The 18817-nt window shown below is 69.9% G+C and carries 17 protein-coding genes; 13 read left to right on the forward strand and 4 right to left on the reverse strand.

What is annotated here, in order from left to right:
• The first annotated feature begins 21 nt into the window (after window positions 1–21).
• Window positions 22–1704: a hypothetical protein gene (locus AB0H42_RS29290; protein ID WP_357061922.1), complete on the forward strand. Its 1683-nt coding sequence runs from the start codon at window positions 22–24 to the stop codon at window positions 1702–1704.
• Between the two features lie 196 nt (window positions 1705–1900).
• Here the strand turns inward: AB0H42_RS29290 and mscL are convergent, their stop codons facing one another.
• Window positions 1901–2344, reverse strand: a complete 444-nt coding sequence (gene mscL / locus AB0H42_RS29295; RefSeq protein ID WP_357061925.1) for a large conductance mechanosensitive channel protein MscL — start codon at window positions 2342–2344, stop codon at window positions 1901–1903.
• Between the two features lie 258 nt (window positions 2345–2602).
• On the opposite strand from mscL, the gene AB0H42_RS29300 reads away from it, so the two are divergent.
• The 6 genes from AB0H42_RS29300 to AB0H42_RS29325 all read left to right on the forward strand — a co-directional run bounded on the left by AB0H42_RS29300 (window position 2603) and on the right by AB0H42_RS29325 (window position 9645).
• Window positions 2603–2959: a hypothetical protein gene (locus AB0H42_RS29300; RefSeq protein ID WP_357061927.1), complete on the forward strand. Its 357-nt coding sequence runs from the start codon at window positions 2603–2605 to the stop codon at window positions 2957–2959.
• Between the two features lie 265 nt (window positions 2960–3224).
• On the forward strand, window positions 3225–4382 hold the full coding sequence (locus AB0H42_RS29305; RefSeq protein WP_357061930.1) for a Cmx/CmrA family chloramphenicol efflux MFS transporter: 1158 nt from the start codon (window positions 3225–3227) through the stop codon (window positions 4380–4382).
• A 198-nt stretch (window positions 4383–4580) separates the two neighbouring features.
• Entirely contained in the window at window positions 4581–5150 is a 570-nt protein-coding gene (locus AB0H42_RS29310; protein ID WP_357061932.1) for a GNAT family N-acetyltransferase, read from the forward strand.
• A 176-nt stretch (window positions 5151–5326) separates the two neighbouring features.
• A complete protein-coding gene (locus AB0H42_RS29315; RefSeq protein WP_357061935.1) occupies window positions 5327–6013 on the forward strand; it encodes a hypothetical protein in 687 nt (228 codons plus the stop codon).
• A 237-nt stretch (window positions 6014–6250) separates the two neighbouring features.
• Entirely contained in the window at window positions 6251–9052 is a 2802-nt protein-coding gene (ppc, locus tag AB0H42_RS29320; RefSeq protein WP_357061937.1) for a phosphoenolpyruvate carboxylase, read from the forward strand.
• Window positions 9053–9153: 101 nt separating this feature from the next.
• Entirely contained in the window at window positions 9154–9645 is a 492-nt protein-coding gene (locus AB0H42_RS29325; RefSeq protein WP_357061940.1) for a pyridoxamine 5'-phosphate oxidase family protein, read from the forward strand.
• Window positions 9646–9690: 45 nt separating this feature from the next.
• On the opposite strand, the gene AB0H42_RS29330 is transcribed toward AB0H42_RS29325, so the two are convergent.
• Entirely contained in the window at window positions 9691–10491 is an 801-nt protein-coding gene (locus tag AB0H42_RS29330; RefSeq protein WP_063131482.1) for a crotonase/enoyl-CoA hydratase family protein, read from the reverse strand.
• Window positions 10492–10959: 468 nt separating this feature from the next.
• Between AB0H42_RS29330 and argC the strand changes: the two genes are divergently transcribed.
• Genes argC through AB0H42_RS29360 form a run of 6 tightly spaced genes read left to right on the forward strand, consistent with a single transcriptional unit; the run spans window position 10960 to window position 16795 of the window.
• On the forward strand, window positions 10960–12012 hold the full coding sequence (gene argC, locus AB0H42_RS29335; protein ID WP_357061994.1) for an N-acetyl-gamma-glutamyl-phosphate reductase: 1053 nt from the start codon (window positions 10960–10962) through the stop codon (window positions 12010–12012).
• A complete protein-coding gene (gene argJ / locus AB0H42_RS29340) occupies window positions 12009–13220 on the forward strand; it encodes a bifunctional glutamate N-acetyltransferase/amino-acid acetyltransferase ArgJ (RefSeq protein ID WP_357061942.1) in 1212 nt (403 codons plus the stop codon). The genes argC and argJ overlap by 4 nt, the downstream gene beginning before the upstream one ends.
• On the forward strand, window positions 13217–14131 hold the full coding sequence (gene argB, locus AB0H42_RS29345) for an acetylglutamate kinase (protein ID WP_357061945.1): 915 nt from the start codon (window positions 13217–13219) through the stop codon (window positions 14129–14131). Before argJ ends, argB begins: the two co-directional genes overlap by 4 nt.
• Window positions 14128–15327, forward strand: a complete 1200-nt coding sequence (locus tag AB0H42_RS29350; RefSeq protein ID WP_357061948.1) for an acetylornithine transaminase — start codon at window positions 14128–14130, stop codon at window positions 15325–15327. Before argB ends, AB0H42_RS29350 begins: the two co-directional genes overlap by 4 nt.
• Window positions 15324–16289 (forward strand): ornithine carbamoyltransferase, encoded by a 966-nt coding sequence (argF, locus tag AB0H42_RS29355; protein WP_357061950.1) that lies wholly within the window; start codon window positions 15324–15326, stop codon window positions 16287–16289. Before AB0H42_RS29350 ends, argF begins: the two co-directional genes overlap by 4 nt.
• Window positions 16286–16795, forward strand: coding sequence for an arginine repressor (locus AB0H42_RS29360; RefSeq protein ID WP_357061953.1), 510 nt, complete (start codon window positions 16286–16288; stop codon window positions 16793–16795). Before argF ends, AB0H42_RS29360 begins: the two co-directional genes overlap by 4 nt.
• Window positions 16796–16818: 23 nt before the next feature.
• Here AB0H42_RS29360 and AB0H42_RS29365 read toward each other — a convergent pair whose 3' ends face one another.
• Both AB0H42_RS29365 and AB0H42_RS29370 read right to left on the reverse strand, forming a co-directional pair.
• The gene (locus AB0H42_RS29365; protein WP_357061956.1) at window positions 16819–18303 is read right to left on the reverse strand and encodes a protein kinase; all 1485 of its coding nucleotides are present in this window, start codon (window positions 18301–18303) and stop codon (window positions 16819–16821) included.
• A 94-nt stretch (window positions 18304–18397) separates the two neighbouring features.
• On the reverse strand, window positions 18398–18544 hold the full coding sequence (locus AB0H42_RS29370; RefSeq protein WP_357061959.1) for a hypothetical protein: 147 nt from the start codon (window positions 18542–18544) through the stop codon (window positions 18398–18400).
• Window positions 18545–18817: the final 273 nt, after the last annotated feature.

An 18817-nucleotide genomic window follows, 5' to 3' on the forward strand; every position in this document is an offset into this window, starting at 1 on the left:
CAGCACGGTGAGGGAGCACAGGTGAGCGAGCAGTTTCGAGCCGATCCTGACCGATTGCGTTCGGCGGCACCGGCTTTCGACCAGATCGGCGCGGAGGTCGCGGCATTGGTGCACCGATTGGAAGAACTGGTGACCACCGATCTCGCTCCGTGGGGAAACGATGACACCGGACGGGCGTTCGGCGAGCAATTCGCTCCGGAGGAACAGCAGACGCTGTCAGAGCTGAGAATCCTCAGCGAAACCGTGCAGCAGACCGGGCCGGACCTGCGGCAGGTCGCGGCGAATTTCGAGCAGCAGGATCTGCTGGGCAGCCAGGCTGTGCGGACCGCCGGTCCGCCGGTGCCGACCGGCGTGAATCCGGTGCAGACGAACTATGTCTCTCCCGTCGTGGGTTTCGTCTCCGATCCCTCGGCTTCCACCGCGGTTCCCGCCGCCGAAGTAGCGCCGACGGACCCCGGTCGGAACGAGACGGTCGCGGGGGCTTCGGGGCTGGTGCCCACAGGGTCTTCGGTACCTGGGGACACGGGCCCCGGCCGGGCTCCGGCCGGTGATCCAGGTTCGGCACCGGGTGGCGACGCCCGGGCCTCGGACGCACAGCAGTCACGATCGCCCGAACAGCAACAGAGTCCTGGCGAGCGGGATCTCCGGGATGGGCCGCAGACCGCTCCCACCGGGGTGCCCGCGGTACTACCCGGTGCCGCGGGGCAGGCCGCAACCGCGGGTCCGCCGCCTTCCGCCGTCTCCCGCGGCTCGGCGAACACACCTGCCGATGTGACCCGTCCGGCCCGCGCCGGATCCGCGAACCCCTCTGGCTCCCCGTGGTCGAAAACCCCGCCTGGTGGTTCACCCCGGGTCACCGCGCCCGGGTCCAGCGCATCCGATATGCCGCCACGGATGCCGGGACGTCCACTACAGCGGTCCTCCGAGAAACCCGCGGAACCGGAACGCCGGCCGGCCGAAGAAGCGGTGGAACCCATAGCTGCCCGACTGGCCCGGGAACTGGCCGAACGGCACGGTGTCCGGGCATTCGGATTCGATACGCCGGGTGTGCCCCGTGAGGTGCTGATGGAGATGGTCGCCGCGGTGCACGATGTCCTACCGCGGCATCCGGCGATCGCTCTGGCCGCCATCGGTATCGCCGAGCTGGCGGACGGAGCCGCGACACGCCTGGACCCCGAGCCGTCGGATCCGGCGCCCGCGCCGGATGATCACCCGGATACGGGCACCGGCCACCCCGTGTGCATAACCCTGGCGGTCCGGGCGGCCGTGGAACCGGCGGCGCTGGAACGCGCGGTTCGATCGGACGAGGAAGCGGGTGTGCTCGCCCCGGGTTGCGCCCAGCGGCCGGTGTACTCCGCCGTGGTCCGTGAACTGGGGCGGGCGCTCGACGTGGCCGGTGGTTTCCGGGCGCGTACCGGAACCCGGCATGCGCTCGTCGTCACGTATCTGCCGCTGGTGAGCCGGGATGCCGCCGGATCGCTGGCCCGCACCGTTGCCGGGTTCGGGCAGTGGCGCGCACAGCTGAGCGGCGGTTTCCGCGCCGGTCGGTTCGATCCCGAGGCGGCGCTGGCCGAGGCCTTCACCGAGGTGGTGCTGGATGTCGCCCGGGCCTCACCGCAGGCCCGTGCCCTGCACCGGCTGCTGGTCGACAGTGCGAGTGCGGCGCGGCCCCGCAGCGATCCGCCGGGAGACCCCGGGCGGTGAGGACCGTGCCCACACCGGACCATCACTCACCGCCGGGCCACAACCGCCCGTTCGACCGCCCCGAAGGCGATATCGCTGGGCTTACCGAGTCCGGTCAGCGCTGCGGAAGGTCACCGCGGAAGATATGCCCCCGATCAGCGTTCGGACAGGTTTCTACGAAGCATGATTCGGATGAGCGGTCCGCGCTCGCCCGGACTCAGGAGGAGTGCACCTGCTGGGTGTCCTTCTCGACCAGTTCGGGCCGCCCGGCCTGCTCGGCGAGCAGATCGCGGATCTCGGTCAGCAGGGCGATATCGGCCGGGGTCGACGGTTCGGCGTCCACCTTGTTGCGGGCGTAGAAGCGCTTCTGCATGGACTTCATCGGCAGGATGAGGGCGAAGTACAGCACCGCGGCGACCATGACGAAATCGATGGCGGCGCTGATGATCGGGCCGAGTGCGATGAAGGTGGCGGGTTTGCCCGCGAGCAGTGTGACACCGAAACCGAGCTGGCCGCTGCCGCCGAGGACGGCCAGCAACGGCTCCACCACACCCTTGGTCACCGAACTGACCACCGCGGTGAAGGCGGTGCCCATCACGACGGCGACGGCCAGATCGATGACGTTCCCGCGCATGAGGAAGTCTTTGAAACCTTTGAGCATCAATCCACTCCGTATCGAACGCTGCTGTTCACCGCCGGTCCCGGCCTCGGCCGCTGAGCGGTACCGCTGCGATCGAGGTTCCGGCGCTACACCGCAGGTGATAGTGGCAGCCAGGATTGCGCCGCGCAAACCGGCAGCGATCGGATGTGCGCCCTGCTCACCGGAATCCGTGCCCGGGGTGGTGTTGCCGGACCGGCGGTCCGCGCCGGACCGCGTTAGTGTCGAGGCATCGCCGGGGAAAAGCTGTCAGGAGGAACCGTGGCATCGACGACACTGCTGGGCCGGGCGGTCCGGGGCTTCAACACGGGGGTGGTCGCCCTGCTCGACGCCCCGGTGCTGGGCCCCCTGCTGGGTAAGGGGTTCGTGGAGATCGAGTACGTGGGGCGGCGGTCGGGCCGGACGTTCCGGACCCCGGTGAACTACTCGAAGAAGGACGGCGGCCTGCTCATCGGTGTCGCCATGCCCGACAAGAAGACCTGGTGGCGCAACTTCCTCGGCGAGGGCGCGCCCATCGTGCTGCACTTCCGCGACGGCGATCGGCGCGGGCAGGCGACCGCCCGGCGCGACGAGAAGGGCCGTGTCGGCGTAAGGGTCCGGTTCGACGAGCCCGGCTGAGTTCGGCGCGGGTATCGAGAGTGCGGGCGGGTCGTTGCCGCGGGGCACGGAAAACAGGTGTGCGGCAGGCCGGGCGAGCCGGTAGTCTTCCTGCCGTGTCGAGCCCGGAGGCATCCAGAGCAGGGCTGTCGGTCATCCCCGTCAGCCCCTGACCTTTCGCTACCCGTTCGCCGTGCCGCCTTCCGGCCGCACGGTCATGCGGTGATTCCCGGGCGCTGACCGGGGTGACGAGACGTTTCCTGTCTCTTCCACCTCGGAGCCTGTCATGCCTTTCGCTCTCTATTTGCTCGCCCTGGCGGTTTTCGCCATGGGCACTTCGGAATTCATGCTCGCCGGTCTCGTACCGGATATCGCGGCCGATCTCGGTGTGGACCTCGGTGCCACCGGCCTGCTGACCTCGGCGTTCGCCATCGGAATGGTTGTGGGCGCACCGCTGATGGCGGGTCTCGCCCGAAACTGGCCGATCCGGTCGAGCCTGCTGGGTTTTCTGCTGCTGTTCCTGGCCGCGCATATCGCCGGAGCGGCGACCGGCAGTTTCTCCGTCCTGATCGGCACCAGGGTGGTCGCTGCCGTCGCGAACGCCGGGTTCCTCGCGGTCGCGCTGACCGCGGCCGCGGCGCTGGTCCCCGCCGGACGGCAGGGCCGGGCGCTGGCGATCCTGCTGGGCGGTACCGCCCTCGCCACGGTGGCGGGGGTGCCGGGCGGGGCACTGCTCGGGGCGATGCTCGGCTGGCGGGCCACCTTCTGGGCGCTCGCGCTGCTGTGCCTGCCGGCCGCGGCCGGGGTTGTCCTGGCCGGAATGCCCGGCCGCTCGGGGCGGACCGCCACCGACCTCCGTCGCGAACTCACGCAGTTGCGACGTCCGCGGTTGCTCGCGGTCATGCTGCTGGGCGCGCTCGTGAACGCGGCGACCTTCGGCGGCTTCACCTTCCTCGCGCCGTTGGTCACCGGGACGGGTGGGCTCGGTGTGCTCTGGGTGCCGGTGGCGCTGGTGCTCTTCGGCGTGGGTTCCTTTGCCGGGGTGACGGTCGCCGGGCGGCTGTCCGACGAGTACGCCGCGGTGGTGATCGCGGTCGGCGGCCCGCTGCTGTGCGGTGGCTGGTTCGCGCTCGCGCTGACCGCCGACCGTCCAGTCGCCCTGCTCGTCCTGGTGTGCGTGCTGGGCGCGCTGTCGTTCGGGGTGGGGAGCACGCTGATCGCGCGGGTGCTCTACGAGGCCGCGGGCGCGCCGACCATGGCGGGCTCCTATGCGACGGCGGCGTTGAACGTCGGTGCCGCGGTGGGGCCCGCGCTGGCGGGGCTCGCCCTGGGGACCGGTTGGGGTGACCGGGGGCCGATGTGGGTGAGCGGTGTCCTGGTGGGAGTGGCGTTGCTGCCGGCACTGTGGTTCCGCGCGATACTCACCGCGTCGGCGCCCCGGTAGGGCGGCGGACCCGCTGTGCGAGCGCGGTTTATCGGCCGGTGAACAGCAGGTGGTGTAAACGGAACGTAACAGTGTCCAGAGTTCGACGACACACGACCGGAATCGGTGTGCCGACCTCCTGCCGTTCGTTAATCTCACCTGACCATCCGGATCGGCCGAGTGGTGTGGCGCAGCGGCCAGGGGTGATGGAGGTCGAGCGTGGGTACACCGTCGGCGATCGATAGGCGGGCCCGCGGCCCGCGTCTGTATCACGTACACCAGGAGCATCCGCTGGCCGTGGCGCTGCTCGCGGAACTCGCCATCGACCACAGCATCCGCTACGGCGGTACGGCCGGTGCGATCCACCGGCGCCTCCGGGACTGCCCGGCCGCCGATTACTCCGCCCCCGACGGTGATCTGCTGGTGCTGGTGGACCACGGCGGCCCGGTCGCGGGCGGCGGATTCCGCCGCGTCGATCCGACGACCGCCGAGGTCCAACGTGTCTGGACCGCGCGCGAGCACCGGCGCGGCGGACTCGCGACCCAGGTGCTCGCGGAACTGGAAGCCGAGATGGTCCGGCTGGGCTATCAGGAGGCGTTCGTCACGGCCGGCGACCGGCAGCCCGAGGCACGGGCGCTCTACCGGGCGGCCGGATACGCGGAGGTGGGTTCCGGTGCCACCTGCCTCTTCCGCTTCGCGAAAGCGCTCGGTGCCGGCGCGCGGCAGCTCGGCACGACAACGCCGGGTGCCGCGGCGCGGATCCGCGGCCGGGGTCGCCGGCGCGGGTGAGCCGGGCAGCCACCGCGGGGCGGCGGCGCAGCGACGACGGAACATCGCGGACGGGCCGAAAAGATACGGTGGCCGCGGCGGCAGCGACTCCGGAGGATCGAGGCGGGCCGCCAGGGAGGTCCGGTGGCAGTATTCTGGCGGCCGGTCTCGGCCCGCCGCGGCCGGAAAGGATTCTCGTGCTCGCGTCCGTACTCTTCGCCGTGCTCGCCGCCGGTCAGCTGGCGCTCGCCGGCCGGTGCGCGCGCCGCTTCCGGGCGACCGGCGACCGGCTGGTCCTCGTGCCCGCCGTGGTGTGCGCGGCCTTGGTCTACGACAACGCGGTACTCGCGGCGGGTCGCTGGATCGGCGCCGGTGCGACGCTGGAGAGTTGGTCGGCGCCCCGCTTCGTCGCCCATATCGTGCTCACTCCGCTGTTGATGCCGTGGGCGTGCGCCGCCGCGGCGCGGGCCGGGGTCGAAGGGGCGCGGACACGGTGGGTACGGGCCGCGGTCGCGGCGGTGACGGCGGCGGTGATCGTGGTGGGGGTGGCCGGCGAACTGACTCCGCTCACGCTGGAACCGCGGGAGTGGGCGGGCACCGTGCGCTACACCACCGCGCACGCGTCGGTGGGCGGACTGCTGCCGCCGGTGGTGACGGTGGTGGTTGTGCTGGTGGCGGCCGTGGCGGTGTGGCGGGCGCGGGGTTACCGGCTCTGGACCGTGACCACCGTGATCATGACGGTGGTCTCGGCGGCCATGCCACCCATGCTGCTCACCAACTGCGCCGAACTGGTATTCACCGGAGGTGTCGTCGCGACCGCGCTATGGCTGGCGCAGCCGTCCCGGGCGCGCGGCGCGTTGAGCGAATTTCCGGCAGAGCGATGAATCCCGGGCCCGGGGGGTCACCCAGAACCCCCCGAGCAGCCCTACGGCGTGCGCGACTGTGGTTTCGCCGATCCCCCTGGGGAAACTTCTTGCGTTTCTCTCAGCCGCTGGGCTGAGCGGTAGGAGGGGCGTCACCTGTGCCGATAGCCGGGTGCCGCGGCGTCCGGCGCACACAGCCGGGCCCGGCCGTGTGCGTCGTCACAGCTACCGGCACGGTGGCCGTCCATACTTCTGATCATGGGCGATGCGCAGACCGCTGAAGGAAACGACGCGACCCTGCCGCTGCGCGAGGACATCCGGTTCCTCGGCGGCGTGCTCGGCGACACCATTCGCGATCACGAGGGCCCCGAGGTCTTCGACCTCGTGGAGCGGGTGCGAGTGGAGGCGTTCCGAGTCCGGCGGGCGGAGGTGGAGCGCAGCGCGGTCGGCGAAATGCTGGCCGGAGTCGATATCGCGGTGGCACTGCCGCTGATCCGGGCGTTCAGTTATTTCGTCCTGCTGGCCAATCTCGCCGAGGACATCCAGCGCGACCGCCGCCGCGCCGCGCACGAGGCAGCGGGCGAAGCCCCGCAGGACTCCTCCCTGGCCGCCACCTACCGGAAACTGGATGCGGCCGCGGTGCCGGGGGAGCGGGTCGCGGAATTGCTGGCCGACGCGCTGGTGTCCCCGGTGATCACCGCGCACCCCACCGAGACCCGGCGCCGTACGGTGTTCGACACGCAGACCCGGGTCACCGAATTGATGCGCCGGCGGCAGCGGGCCCCGGAATCCGAACGGAAACAGCTCGAACTCGAGATCCGGCGGCAGGTACTCACTCTCTGGCGTACGGCGCTGATCAGGTTGTCGCGGCTGCGTATCCAGGACGAGATCGCCGTCGGCCTGCGGTACTACGAACTCACGTTGTTCGATGTCATCCCCGCCATCAACGCGAGCGTGCGTACGGCGCTGGGGTCGCGCTGGCCCGAGCAGCGGTTGCTGCCGAAACCCATGTTGCGGCCCGGTTCGTGGATCGGTGGGGACCGGGACGGTAACCCGTATGTGACGGCGGAGGTGGTGCGCACGGCGGCTGCGCAGGCCGCGGGGGTGGCGTTCGCGCGCTACCTGCGCGACCTGGTGCAGTTGGCGAAGACGCTGGCGCTGTCGGCGCGGCTGGTCCCGGTGACCGCGGAACTGCGCGCGCTCGCCGATTGCGGCTATCCGGACCCGAAGACCTACGCCGACGAGCCGTACCGGCGGGCGCTCTACGGCATCCGGGTCCGGCTCACCGCGACCGCGCGCCGCGCCGTCGCCGCGCTGGACCCCGAGGCGGCGGGTCCCTGGGAGTTCGAATCGTCCGCAGCCGGCGAGGGCACCTCCGGTGCTCCCTACGGCACTCCCCAGGAGTTGCTCGACGATCTCGACGCCGTCGATGCCTCGCTGCGCGCCGGCGGGGACGCATTGCTCGCCGACGACCACCTCGCGGCGCTGCGCTGTGCGGTGGAGACCTTCGGGTTCCATCTGCAGGGCCTGGATATGCGTCAGAATTCCGAAACGCATGAGCAGGTTGTCGCCGAACTGCTGGCCTGGGCGGGTGTACATCCGGATTATCCGAGCCTGTCCGAGTCCGAGCGGGTAGACCTGCTCACCCGGGAACTGCGTACCCGCCGGCCGCTGCTGGGGCCGCGGGCACGGATCGGCGAGCAGGCGGCCAAAGAGCTGGGAGTCGTCCGCGCGGGCGCCGCCGTGGTGGCCGCGCTGGGCCCGGACGCGGTCCCCAACTACATCATCTCGATGTGTACCTCGGTCAGCGATCTGCTCGAGGCCGCCCTGCTGCTCAAGGAGGGCGGGCTGCTCGATCCGGGGGACGCGGACAGCGGACCCTCGTGCCCGGCCGGGATCGTGCCGCTGTTCGAGACCATCGAGGATCTGGCGGCCGGTGCGTCGACGCTGGCCGCGGCACTACAGGTGCCGGAGTACCGGGAGCTGGTGGCGGCGCGCGGAATGCGCCAGGAGGTGATGCTCGGCTACTCCGATTCGAACAAGGACGGCGGATACCTGGCCGCGAACTGGGCGCTGTACCGGGCGGAACTGGACCTGGTAGAGCTGGCGCGCGAACACGGGATCCGGTTGCGGCTGTTCCACGGCCGCGGTGGCACCGTCGGGCGCGGCGGGGGCCGCAGCTACGACGCGATCCTCGCGCAGCCCGCCGGCGCCGTGCGGGGTTCCCTGCGGCTGACCGAACAGGGCGAGGTCATCGCGGCGAAATACGCCGAACACGGCGCCGCGCACCGCAACCTCGAATCGCTCATCGCGGGCACCCTCGAATCGACGCTGCTGGATGTCGAGGGGCTGGGCGCCGACGCCGAACCCTCCTACGCGCTCATGGACGAACTCGCGGACCGGGCTCGCGCCGCCTATGCGCGCCTGGTGCACGAAACCCCTGGCTTCGTGGAGTATTTCCGGCAGTCGACCCCGGTCGCCGAGGTGGGCGACCTCAATATCGGTAGCCGTCCCGCCTCCCGTAAACCCACCAACTCGGTCGCGGATCTGCGGGCCATTCCGTGGGTGATGTCCTGGAGCCAGGCCCGGGTGATGCTGCCCGGCTGGTACGGCACCGGGACCGCGCTCGAGGAGTGGATCGACGGCGATCCGGACCGGCTCGCCCGGCTCTCGGACCTGTACCGCCGCTGGCCGTTCTTCCGGACCGTGCTGTCGAATCTCGCGCAGGTGATGGCGAAGAGCGATCTCGATATCGCCGCCCGATACGCGGAACTGGTCGACGATATCGATCTGCGCAAGCGCATCTTCGGGATGATCGAGCGGGAGCATGCCCGGACGGTCGCCGTCCATGCCGCCATCACCGGCAACGATCATCTGCTGGCCGACAATCCGTCGCTGGCGGAGTCCATCCGTAACCGATTCCCGTATCTGGAACCGCTGAACCAGATGCAGGTCGAACTGCTGCGCCGGTTGCGTGCGGGGGACGATTCCGAACTGGTGAAACGCGGCATCCTGCTCACGATGAACGGTTTGGCCACGGCCCTGCGCAACTCGGGCTGACCCGTGCCGGCCGGCGGTACGGGTACCGGTGCGGGCTTTGTTCGTCTCGGATCGGGCTCGGCGTCATCCGCGGCGGCGCCGGTCGTCGTACCGTCGGCTGTATGACGACCTGGAGTGAATTCACCGCCGAGGCGCCGCGGATCAGCGAGATCTTCCGTCGTCGCCACACCGCGACCAGCAATCTGTGCATGCTCGCCACCCTGCGTTCGGACGGATTCCCCCGGATCAGTCCGGTGGAGCCGCTCATCTTCGAGGAGAAATTGGTGATCGTCGGGATGCCGGGCACCACCAAATTCCGGGATCTCGCGCGCGATCCGCGCTTCTGTCTGCACACCGCGACCGAGGACACGATGGTGTCCGACGGGGACGCCAAACTGTTCGGTCTGGTGATCGATGATCCGGATACCGCGTTGCATGCGCGTTTCGCCGACTATCTGTACGAGGACAGCGGTCTGGATCTGCGGAACCAGCCGTTCGAGCACTTCTTCGTGGCCGACTTGACCTCGGCGTCGGCGGTCGAGGTCGGCGATGATCTGCTGCGGGTCACCATCTGGAAACCGGGCGAGGGCGAGCGCGTGGTCGAGAAGCGTTAGACCGCGGTGCGGGTTCTCCCTGCCGGGCCGGTGTCCGGCCGGTCGTCACTGCCCGGTGAAACGGGGCGTGCGCCGCTCCAGCATGGCGGCGACGGCTTCGTCGTGATCGGCGGTGTGGTGCGTGAGGGCCTGCATGGCGGCGGAGAGCTCCAGTAGTGTTTCCAGGCTCTGCTGCTGGCCCTCGCGCAACAGGCGTTTGGTCATCCGCAGCGCGTGCGGTGGATTGACCGCGATCTCCGCGGCGAGCCGGTGCGCGGTGTCGAGCAGCCGATCGGGTTCGACGACCTCGTTGACCATTCCCCAGTCGAGTGCGGTGGCGGCGTCGATGGCGGCGCCCGTGAACGCCAGTTGGCTGGCGCGGGCCATCCCCACCGCCCGCGGCAGCAGCCAGGCGCCGCCGTCCCCGGGGATGAGGCCCAGGCGGACGAAGCTTTCCGCGAAGGTGGCGGTGGTCGCGGCGATCCGCATATCGCACATGAGGGCGAGATCGCAGCCGGCGCCGATCGCCGGGCCGTTCACCGCGGCGATGGTGGGGATCTCGCAGTGGTACAGCGCCTTGGGGATGCGCTGAATACCGTGCCGGTAGCCTTGCCGCAGGTCGGCCGGGGCGCCGCCGAACATGCCGGCCTTGTCCCGCATGTGCTTGACATTGCCGCCGGCGCTGAACGCCGTACCCGCTCCGGTGAGGATGGCCACCCGGATCGAATGGTCGCGGTCGGCGGCCCGGACGGCGTTCTCCAGGGCCTCGATCGTCGCCTCGTCGGAGATCGGATTGCGTTGCTCGGGATTGTCGATGGTCCAGACGACGACGTCGCCGGTGCGCTCCACGCGCACGGGTGCGGTCACGGTAACTCCTCGGGCCACGGTGCTGCGGTCATCGGCAACAATGCCCGATCGGTTCGGGCGGGGCGAGTGCGAGGTGCGGTTCGGCGCGGCGGCCCGGGTCTCCCCGGGGCACGCGGCCGCTCGTGTGGGTGTGTCGCCGGGAGCTGCCGCGACCGGTCCGTTCCGGTGGTTGCGTTCGTGCGCCAGCCGCGCGGTGAGGCCGACGAGGGTGCGGGTGCGTGACTCGAGCCGTGCGAGTGAGGTGCCGAGTTCGCTGTCCGGGACGGTGGTGAGGTCGCAGGAGAGCAGTGCGTCGACGACCTGCTCCAGGGCGCCGAGCCGGTCTCGAAGCCTGCCATTCGAACACATGTTCTAAATGTTAGCCGATGTCGTGAGGGTGTCGACGGGTGTGGAAATGGGGTCGGGGGACCGGTTTGTGAATGAGCTTGCATGGTCGTGCATAATCATGACATGGCTGATCTCACGGATATGCCCGACCGGAACGGACCCTTGCGCGTGGCCGTCGCCGGTGCCAGTGGTTACGCGGGCGGGGAAGTGCTGCGTCTGTTGCTGGGGCATCCGGAGTACCGAGCCGGGCGCCTCCAGATCGGGGCGCTGACCGCCGGTAACAACGCGGGTACCGCCCTGGGCGCACTGCAGCCGCAACTGCTGCCGCTGGCGGACCGGATCCTCGCCCCGACCACGGCCGCCGAACTGGCCGGACACGACATCGTGTTCCTCGGCCTGCCGCACGGACAGTCGGCGGCACTGGCGGCCGAGCTACCGGAATCCACGGTGATCATCGACTGCGGTGCCGATTTCCGGCTCACCGACCCGGCCGCCTGGGATCGCTACTACGGCGGACCCCATGCGGGGAGCTGGCCGTACGGCCTGCCGGAACTGCCCGGGGCGCGGGAGTCGTTGCGGGGCGCCACCCGGATCGCGGTCCCCGGCTGCTACCCGACGGTCAGCAGTCTGGCGCTGGCTCCCGCGGTCGCCGCGGGCATCGTCGAGCCGACGGTGCACGTCGTCGCCGTCAGCGGCACCTCCGGGGCGGGCCGCAAACTCGATGTCGGCCTGCTCGGATCCGAGGTCATGGGGTCCGCACGGGCCTACGGCGTGGCCGGTGCGCACCGGCACACCCCGGAGATCACGCAGAACCTGTCGGCGGTCGCCGGTGCCCCGGTCCGGGTGTCGTTCACCCCCGTACTCGCGCCCATGCCGCGCGGAATTCTCGCCACCTGCACCGCGCCGGTGCGGGTGGACGCGGCCGAGGCACGCGCCGTCTACGAGAAGGCCTACGCCGACGAGCCCTTCGTCCATCTGCTGCCCGAGGGCATCCTGCCCCAGACCGGGTCGGTGCTGGGCGCCAACTCTGTCACGCTGCAGGTCGCCGTCGATGCCGACGCGGGTCTACTGGTGGTGATCGGTGCGATCGACAATCTGACCAAGGGCACCGCCGGCGGTGCGGTGCAGTCCATGAACCTCGCGCTCGGCTTCGACGAAACCGCCGGGCTGTCCACCGTAGGAGTGGCACCGTGACCACCGACCAGAACGGAAACCTCGTGCACAACCAGGGCGTCACCGCACCGCTGGGCTTCCGGGCCGCCGGGATCGCCGCGGGTATCAAGGCCAAGGGCGGCCCCGATCTCGCGCTCGTGTTCAACGAGGGCCCCGACTACGCGGCGGCCGGTGTTTTCACCACCAACAAGGTGAAAGCCGCACCGGTGCTGTGGTCGCAGCAGGTCCTGAAGGCCGGACGGCTGCGCGCGGTGATCCTGAACTCCGGTGGGGCCAACGCCTGCACCGGACCCGAGGGCTTCCAGGACGCCCATCGCACCGCCGAGGAACTCGCCGCGGCGCTGAGCAACTGGGGCACCGAAACCGGGGCGGGAGAGATCGCGGTGTGCTCCACCGGCCTCATCGGCGACCGGCTGCCGATGGACAAACTGCTGCCCGCGGTCACCGAGATCGTGCACGAGATGGGCGGCGGGATGTCCGGTGGCACCGATGCCGCGCACGCCATCATGACCACCGACACCGTGCCGAAAGAAGCATCCCTGCACCATCCGGACAAGTGGAACGTCGGCGGAATGGCCAAGGGCGCGGGCATGCTCGCCCCCGGCCTGGCGACCATGCTGGTCGTGCTGACCACCGATGCCGTGGCGAGTGCCGAACAACTCGACACCGCGCTGCGGCGCGCCACCCGGCTCACCTTCGACCGCCTCGATGTGGACGGCGCGATGTCCACCAACGATACGGTCCTGCTGCTGGCCAACGGCGCCAGTGAGTCCACGCCCACCCAGGACGAACTGGATGCGGCCGTGCTCGCGGTCTGCGACGATCTGGCCGGTCAGCTGATGGCCGACGCCGAAGGTGTCACCAAGCGGGTACTGGTCACGGTCGAGGGCGCGCGCAGTGAGGACGACGCACTCGTCGCGGCCCGGATCATCGCCCGGGACAGCCTGGTCAAAACCGCCATGTTCGGCTCCGACCCGAACTGGGGTCGAGTACTGGCCGCGGTGGGCACCGCGCCCATCGAACTGGACCCGGACCTGATCTCGGTGTCGTTCAACGGCTTCCCGGTCTGCGTCGACGGCACGGGCGCGCCCGGCGCGCGCGAGGTCGACCTGTCCGGCGCCGATATCCATGTGGTCGTCGATCTGCGCCTCGGCGACGGCACCGCCACGGTCCGCACCACCGACCTGTCCCACGGCTACGTCGAAGAGAATTCGGCCTACAGCTCATGACCGACGCGCTGCACGAACTGTCCGCGCTGGACAAAGCTCATATCCTCGCCGGGGCGCTGCCCTGGCTGCAGAAATTCCGAGACAAGATCGTGGTCGTGAAATACGGCGGTAACGCCATGATCGACGATGGCCTGAAACGCGCCTTCGCCGCCGATATGGCCTTCCTGCGCACCGTCGGCGTGCACCCGGTGGTGGTGCACGGGGGCGGACCGCAGATCTCGGCCATGCTGAAACGCCTCGGCCTCACCGGGGAGTTCCGGGGCGGGTTCCGGGTCACCACACCGGAGGTGATGGATGTGGTGCGGATGGTGTTGTTCGGCCAGGTCGGCCGGGAACTGGTCGGGTTGATCAACGCGCACGGGCCCTACGCCGTCGGGATCTCCGGTGAGGACGCCCGGCTGTTCACCGCGACCCGCCGCACGGTATTCGTGGACGGGGAGGCCACCGATATCGGACTCGTCGGCGATGTGACCGATGTGCACCCGGATTCGGTGCTCGATCTCATCCGCGCGGGCCGGATCCCGGTGGTGTCCACGATCGCCCCCGACGCCGACGGTGTGGTGCACAACATCAACGCCGATACCGCGGCCGCCGCGCTGGCCGAAGGGATCGGCGCCGAGAAACTGGTGGTGCTCACCGACGTCGAGGGCCTGTACACGAATTGGCCCGACCGCTCCTCGCTGACCAGCGTGATCGACACCGACGCGCTGGCCGACCTGCTGCCGTCCCTGGACGCGGGGATGGTCCCCAAAATGGAGGCATGTCTGCGCGCGGTCCGCGGTGGCGTATCGGGCGCACACGTCATCGACGGTCGCCTACCCCATTCGGTACTGCTGGAGCTTTTCACCGGGGAGGGAATCGGGACCATGGTCACACTGCCGGCGAACGAGGAAAACGGAGTCAGAGCATGAACACTGCGGAACTGCGGCAACGCTGGTCGAACGTGATGATGCGCAACTACCCCACGCCGGAGGTCGTACTGACCCGGGGGACCGGCGCGGTGGTGTACGACGCGGACGGCAACCGCTACGTCGATTTCGTGGGCGGGATCGCGGTCAACAGCCTCGGTCACGCACATCAGGCCATTCTGAACGCGGTGATGGACCAGCTCGGCACGCTCGGCCACGTCTCGAACCTGTACGGCAGCGAACCGGTGATCGAGCTCGCCGAGCGGCTGCTCGGGCATTTCGGTGACGGTGACGGTCGTGCCTTCTTCTGCAACTCGGGTACCGAGGCCAACGAGGCGGCCTTCAAACTGGCCCGGCTCACCGGCCGCCGCAAGATCATCGCCTGTGACGAGGCGTTCCACGGCCGCACCATGGGCGCGCTCGCGCTCACCGGCCAGCCGTCCAAACGCGCGCCGTTCGAACCCATGCCGCCCGGAGTGGTGCACATCCCCTACGGCGACGCGCGGATCCTGGAGCGCGCGGTCGATTCCGATACCGCCGCGGTCTTCCTCGAGCCGATGCTCGGCGAGAGCGGTGTGGTGGTACCACCGATGGACTATCTGGTGCGCGCTCGGGAGATCACCGCGCGGGCCGGGGCGTTGCTGATCCTGGACGAGGTGCAGACCGGTATCGGCCGCACCGGCAAAATGTTCGCGCACCAGTCGTTCGGTATCACCCCCGATGTCATCACCCTCGCCAAGGGGCTGGGCGCCGGTCTGCCGATCGGGGCGGTGCTGGCCATCGGGCCGGCGGCCGAACTGTTCACGCCCGGTATGCACGGCACCACCTTCGGCGGTAATCCCGTCTGCGCGGCCGCGGCCCTGGCCGTGCTGCGCACGCTCGAGGACGACGGGCTGCTCGAGCACGTGGAATCGGTGGGTAAACGGCTCAGCGACGGGATCGCGGTGCTCGAGCATCCGCTGATCGCCGATGTGCGCGGGGCCGGACTGCTGATCGGGATCGGGCTGACGGCTCCGGTAGCGCCCCGGGTCGAGGCCCACGCGCGGGCCGCCGGGTATCTGGTGAACCCGGCCAAACCCGATGTGATCCGGTTGGCGCCGCCGCTGGTGCTCACCGAAACCCAGGCCGACAATCTCGTGCTGGATCTGCCGGGGATTCTCGACGAGGTGCTGGCCGAAACGAAAGGACCGCGCGGATGACCGCCTCCCCACCACCGGCCACCGCTGTCCGCCATTTCCTGCGTGACGACGATCTGACACCCGCCGAGCAGGCAGAGGTGCTGGCGCTGGCCGCCGAACTGAAGAAAAGCCCGTTCGCGCACCGTCCGCTGGAAGGCCCGCGCGGTGTCGGGGTGATCTTCGACAAGAACTCCACCCGCACCCGGTTCTCCTTCGAGCTGGGTATCGCCCAGCTCGGCGGGCACGCGATCGTGGTGGACGGCCAGACCACCCAGCTGGGGCGCGAGGAAACGCTGGCCGATACCGGGCGGGTCCTGTCGCGTTATGTCGAGGCCGTCGTCTGGCGGACCTTCGGCCAGCAGCGGCTGGAGGAGATGGCATCCACCGCCACGGTTCCGGTGGTCAACGCGCTGTCCGACGAATTCCATCCCTGCCAGGTGCTGGCCGATCTGCTCACCATCACCGAGCACAAGGGCGGTCTGCGCGGGCTGCGGCTGGCCTATTTCGGGGACGGCGCCAACAATATGTCCCATTCGCTGCTGCTGGGCGGGGCCACCGCCGGACTGCACGTGCGGATCGCCGCCCCCGCGGGTTTCCTCCCGGCGCTCGCGGTGATCGAAGCCGCCGAAGCCCGTGCCGCCGAAACCGGCGGCAGCATCGTCGTCACCGAGGACCCGCTGATCGCGGCCGCCGGCGCCGACGTGCTGGTCACCGACACCTGGACCTCCATGGGTCAGGAGAGCGACGGCCTGGACCGGATCGGCCCGTTCCGGTCGTACCAGGTGAACACCGAGTTGCTGGCGCGGGCCGGTGCCGATGCCATGGTGCTGCACTGCCTGCCCGCGCATCGCGGCGAGGAGATCACCGACGAGGTACTCGACGGGCCGCAGAGCGTGGTCTGGGACGAGGCGGAGAACCGGCTGCACGCGCAGAAAGCGCTGCTGGTGTGGCTGCTGGCACGCAAGGACGCACGACGACGATGAGCGAGGCCCGAATAGATTCGACGGGACCGGTCACCGCCGCCACCCGCGCCGGCCGGCAGTCGCGGATCATCGCGCTGCTGGCCGCGCATCCGGTGCGCAGTCAGACCGAGCTCGCCACCCTGCTCGCCGCGGAGGGGATCGAGACCACCCAGGCGACGCTGTCGCGTGATCTGGACGAACTGGGCGCGGTGAAACTCCGGGCCGCCGACGGCGGCGCCGGGGTGTACGTGGTGCCGGAGGACGGCAGCCCGGTGCGCGGGGTCACCGGTGGCACCGGGCGATTGGCCAAACTGCTCGGTGATCTGCTGGTCTCCACCGATTCCAGCGGTAACATCGCGGTCCTGCGCACCCCGCCGGGCGCCGCGCATTTCCTGGCCAGCGCCCTGGATCGGGCCTCGCTGCCCTATATCGTCGGCACTATCGCCGGGGACGACACCATCGCGGTGATCGCGCGCGAGCCCCTCACCGGCGCCGAACTGGCGGCGAAGATCGAGAACCTCGCCTGACCCGCGCGGCCGCACCCGGCCGGTCAGTACCTGGGTCCGCCGGCCCGCACGGACGTGCGATACGACACCCACCGCCCGGTAGCGCGGGACACGACGCAGCCGAACGCGACCGCCGACAGCACCAGCAACGGACCGGTGAGCGCCAGGACCGCCGGCTCCCGCGCGGCGACGGCGGCCACCGTTCCGGCGATCGCCGAGAGCACGCCGATCACCGAGCTCACCAGCGTCAGCACGCGACCCGATCGTCTGCCCGTCAGCAACAGCAGGCCGGCGCCGACCCACAGCAGGGAGACGACCCCGATGAACACGAGTGCGAGCACCGAATAGACGAGGTCCGCGCGCCCGGCCGGAGCGCCCTGGGTGACCGTCCGGGCTGTCTCCACCAGCCCGACACAGAAGACGAACACCGGGAACACCGCGACGAGCAGGGTGGCAAGACCGGCGGTGACAGCGGTCCCGCGTCCCGGCTTCGGGCCGGCTGCCTGCGGCTGCGGCCACGACCGGGCGCCCGGCTGCCGCGGGCCCGTAACCGGCGGCCGCGGATCGGTCACCACCCGCTGCCGTACCGGCCGCGGTTGCGGCCGGGAGATGTGGCTCGCGCGGAATTCCGGCGGAGCCGGGGCGAGCGCCGGTGGCGCGGCCGGTACGGATGTCGCCGGGGGCGCCGCGATATGCCTGCCCCCCAGGGCATCACGGACGGCGGTGGTGAACTCGCCGCAGCTGCGGAACCGTTCGTCGCGCTGTTTGGCCATGGCGCGGGCCACCAGCGCGTCGACGGAGGTGGGCAGGTCGGGGCGGGTGGCGGTGAGCCGCGGCGGTGGTTGCGAGATATGCCCCATCACCACCTGGCCGGGGTTCGTGGCGGCGAACGGGGGCCGACCGGAGAGCACCGCGAACAGGGTGCAGGCCAGCGAGTACTGATCGGAACGGTGGTCGACCGCCGCACCCGACAACTGTTCGGGGGAGCCGTAGGCGAGGGTGGCGGTGAACGCGCCGGTGGCCGTCAGTTTCGTATTGGCGTCGGTGAGCCGGGCGATACCGAAATCGGTCAGCACCGCATGCGATTCCCGCAGCGACTCGGCATCGGCGATGAGGATGTTGGCCGGCTTCACATCACGGTGCAGTACGCCCCGGCTGTGCGCGTAGTCGAGTGCCGCAGCGGTCTCGCCGAGTAACCGGATCGCGGTCGCGGGCGGATGCGCGCGGGCGTCCCAGGTCGCTGCGTCGCTGCCCCGGATGTATTGCATGGCGATCCACAGGTGCCCGTCGTCGGTGCCACGGTCGAACACTCCGACGATTCCCGGATGCTCCAGCCGGGCGACGACATCGGCTTCCAGTTCGAACCGGCGGGTGAGTTCGGTATCGGTGCTCACCTCCCGGTTGAGCAGCTTCAACGCGACACTGCGTGGTAGCCGCGGATGGCGGGCGAGGTACACCGTTCCCATACCGCCCTGACCCAGCACCCCTTCGATCCGGTATCCGGCGAAGGTCGTGCCCACCCCCAGCACCGCCGCTCCTTCCGCTCCCGTCCGAACGCCGTGACGCTACCGCACTTTCGGGTGCGGGACCCGTATAGGGGAGCTGCCGGGTAATGAGCGGCGCTCAGCGGTTGTTGACCAGATCCTGCAGGAACGGGGTGGCCATCTCGATACCGGATTTGCCGAGTGCCAGGGCGGCGTTGCCGAGGGTGACGACGTAGTAACCGATCGTCTCGTAATTGTCCTGCGCCCACTGCTGCAACATCTGCACGGTTCGTCCTCCTCTGTCTGTCGAGCGCCGATCGATGTGATCAGCGTCTCATAAGGCAGGTGGGCGGGGAAGGGTCGAACGCCGATCGCGACCGATCCTGGGCTCGATATACCGCCAGGTAGTGGGCATTGCCACCCCGATTATGAATGAGATTGCACCATCGTGCATAATCATTTGTAGCGGCGGCGCGAGCCGATACGGCAACGGGACAGCATACTGCTGGGACGACGGCGGGCCGCGCACGCAGAACATCACCCCGCACCACCGAACATC

Source organism: Nocardia sp. NPDC050799 (genome assembly GCF_040654015.1).
Taxonomy (GTDB): Bacteria; Actinomycetota; Actinomycetes; order Mycobacteriales; family Mycobacteriaceae; genus Nocardia.

Excerpts from the sequence above, each read along its gene's own strand:
- AB0H42_RS29360 (WP_357061953.1), top strand. The coding sequence starts at position 16,286 with ATGAGCGAGGCCCGAATAGATTCGACGGGACCGGTCACCGCCGCCACC.
- mscL (WP_357061925.1), bottom strand. The coding sequence starts at position 2,344 with ATGCTCAAAGGTTTCAAAGACTTCCTCATGCGCGGGAACGTCATCGAT.
- ppc (WP_357061937.1), top strand. The coding sequence starts at position 6,251 with ATGGGCGATGCGCAGACCGCTGAAGGAAACGACGCGACCCTGCCGCTG.
- AB0H42_RS29305 (WP_357061930.1), top strand. The coding sequence starts at position 3,225 with ATGCCTTTCGCTCTCTATTTGCTCGCCCTGGCGGTTTTCGCCATGGGC.
- argC (WP_357061994.1), top strand. The coding sequence starts at position 10,960 with ATGCCCGACCGGAACGGACCCTTGCGCGTGGCCGTCGCCGGTGCCAGT.
- AB0H42_RS29350 (WP_357061948.1), top strand. The coding sequence starts at position 14,128 with ATGAACACTGCGGAACTGCGGCAACGCTGGTCGAACGTGATGATGCGC.
- argB (WP_357061945.1), top strand. The coding sequence starts at position 13,217 with ATGACCGACGCGCTGCACGAACTGTCCGCGCTGGACAAAGCTCATATC.
- argF (WP_357061950.1), top strand. The coding sequence starts at position 15,324 with ATGACCGCCTCCCCACCACCGGCCACCGCTGTCCGCCATTTCCTGCGT.
- AB0H42_RS29325 (WP_357061940.1), top strand. The coding sequence starts at position 9,154 with ATGACGACCTGGAGTGAATTCACCGCCGAGGCGCCGCGGATCAGCGAG.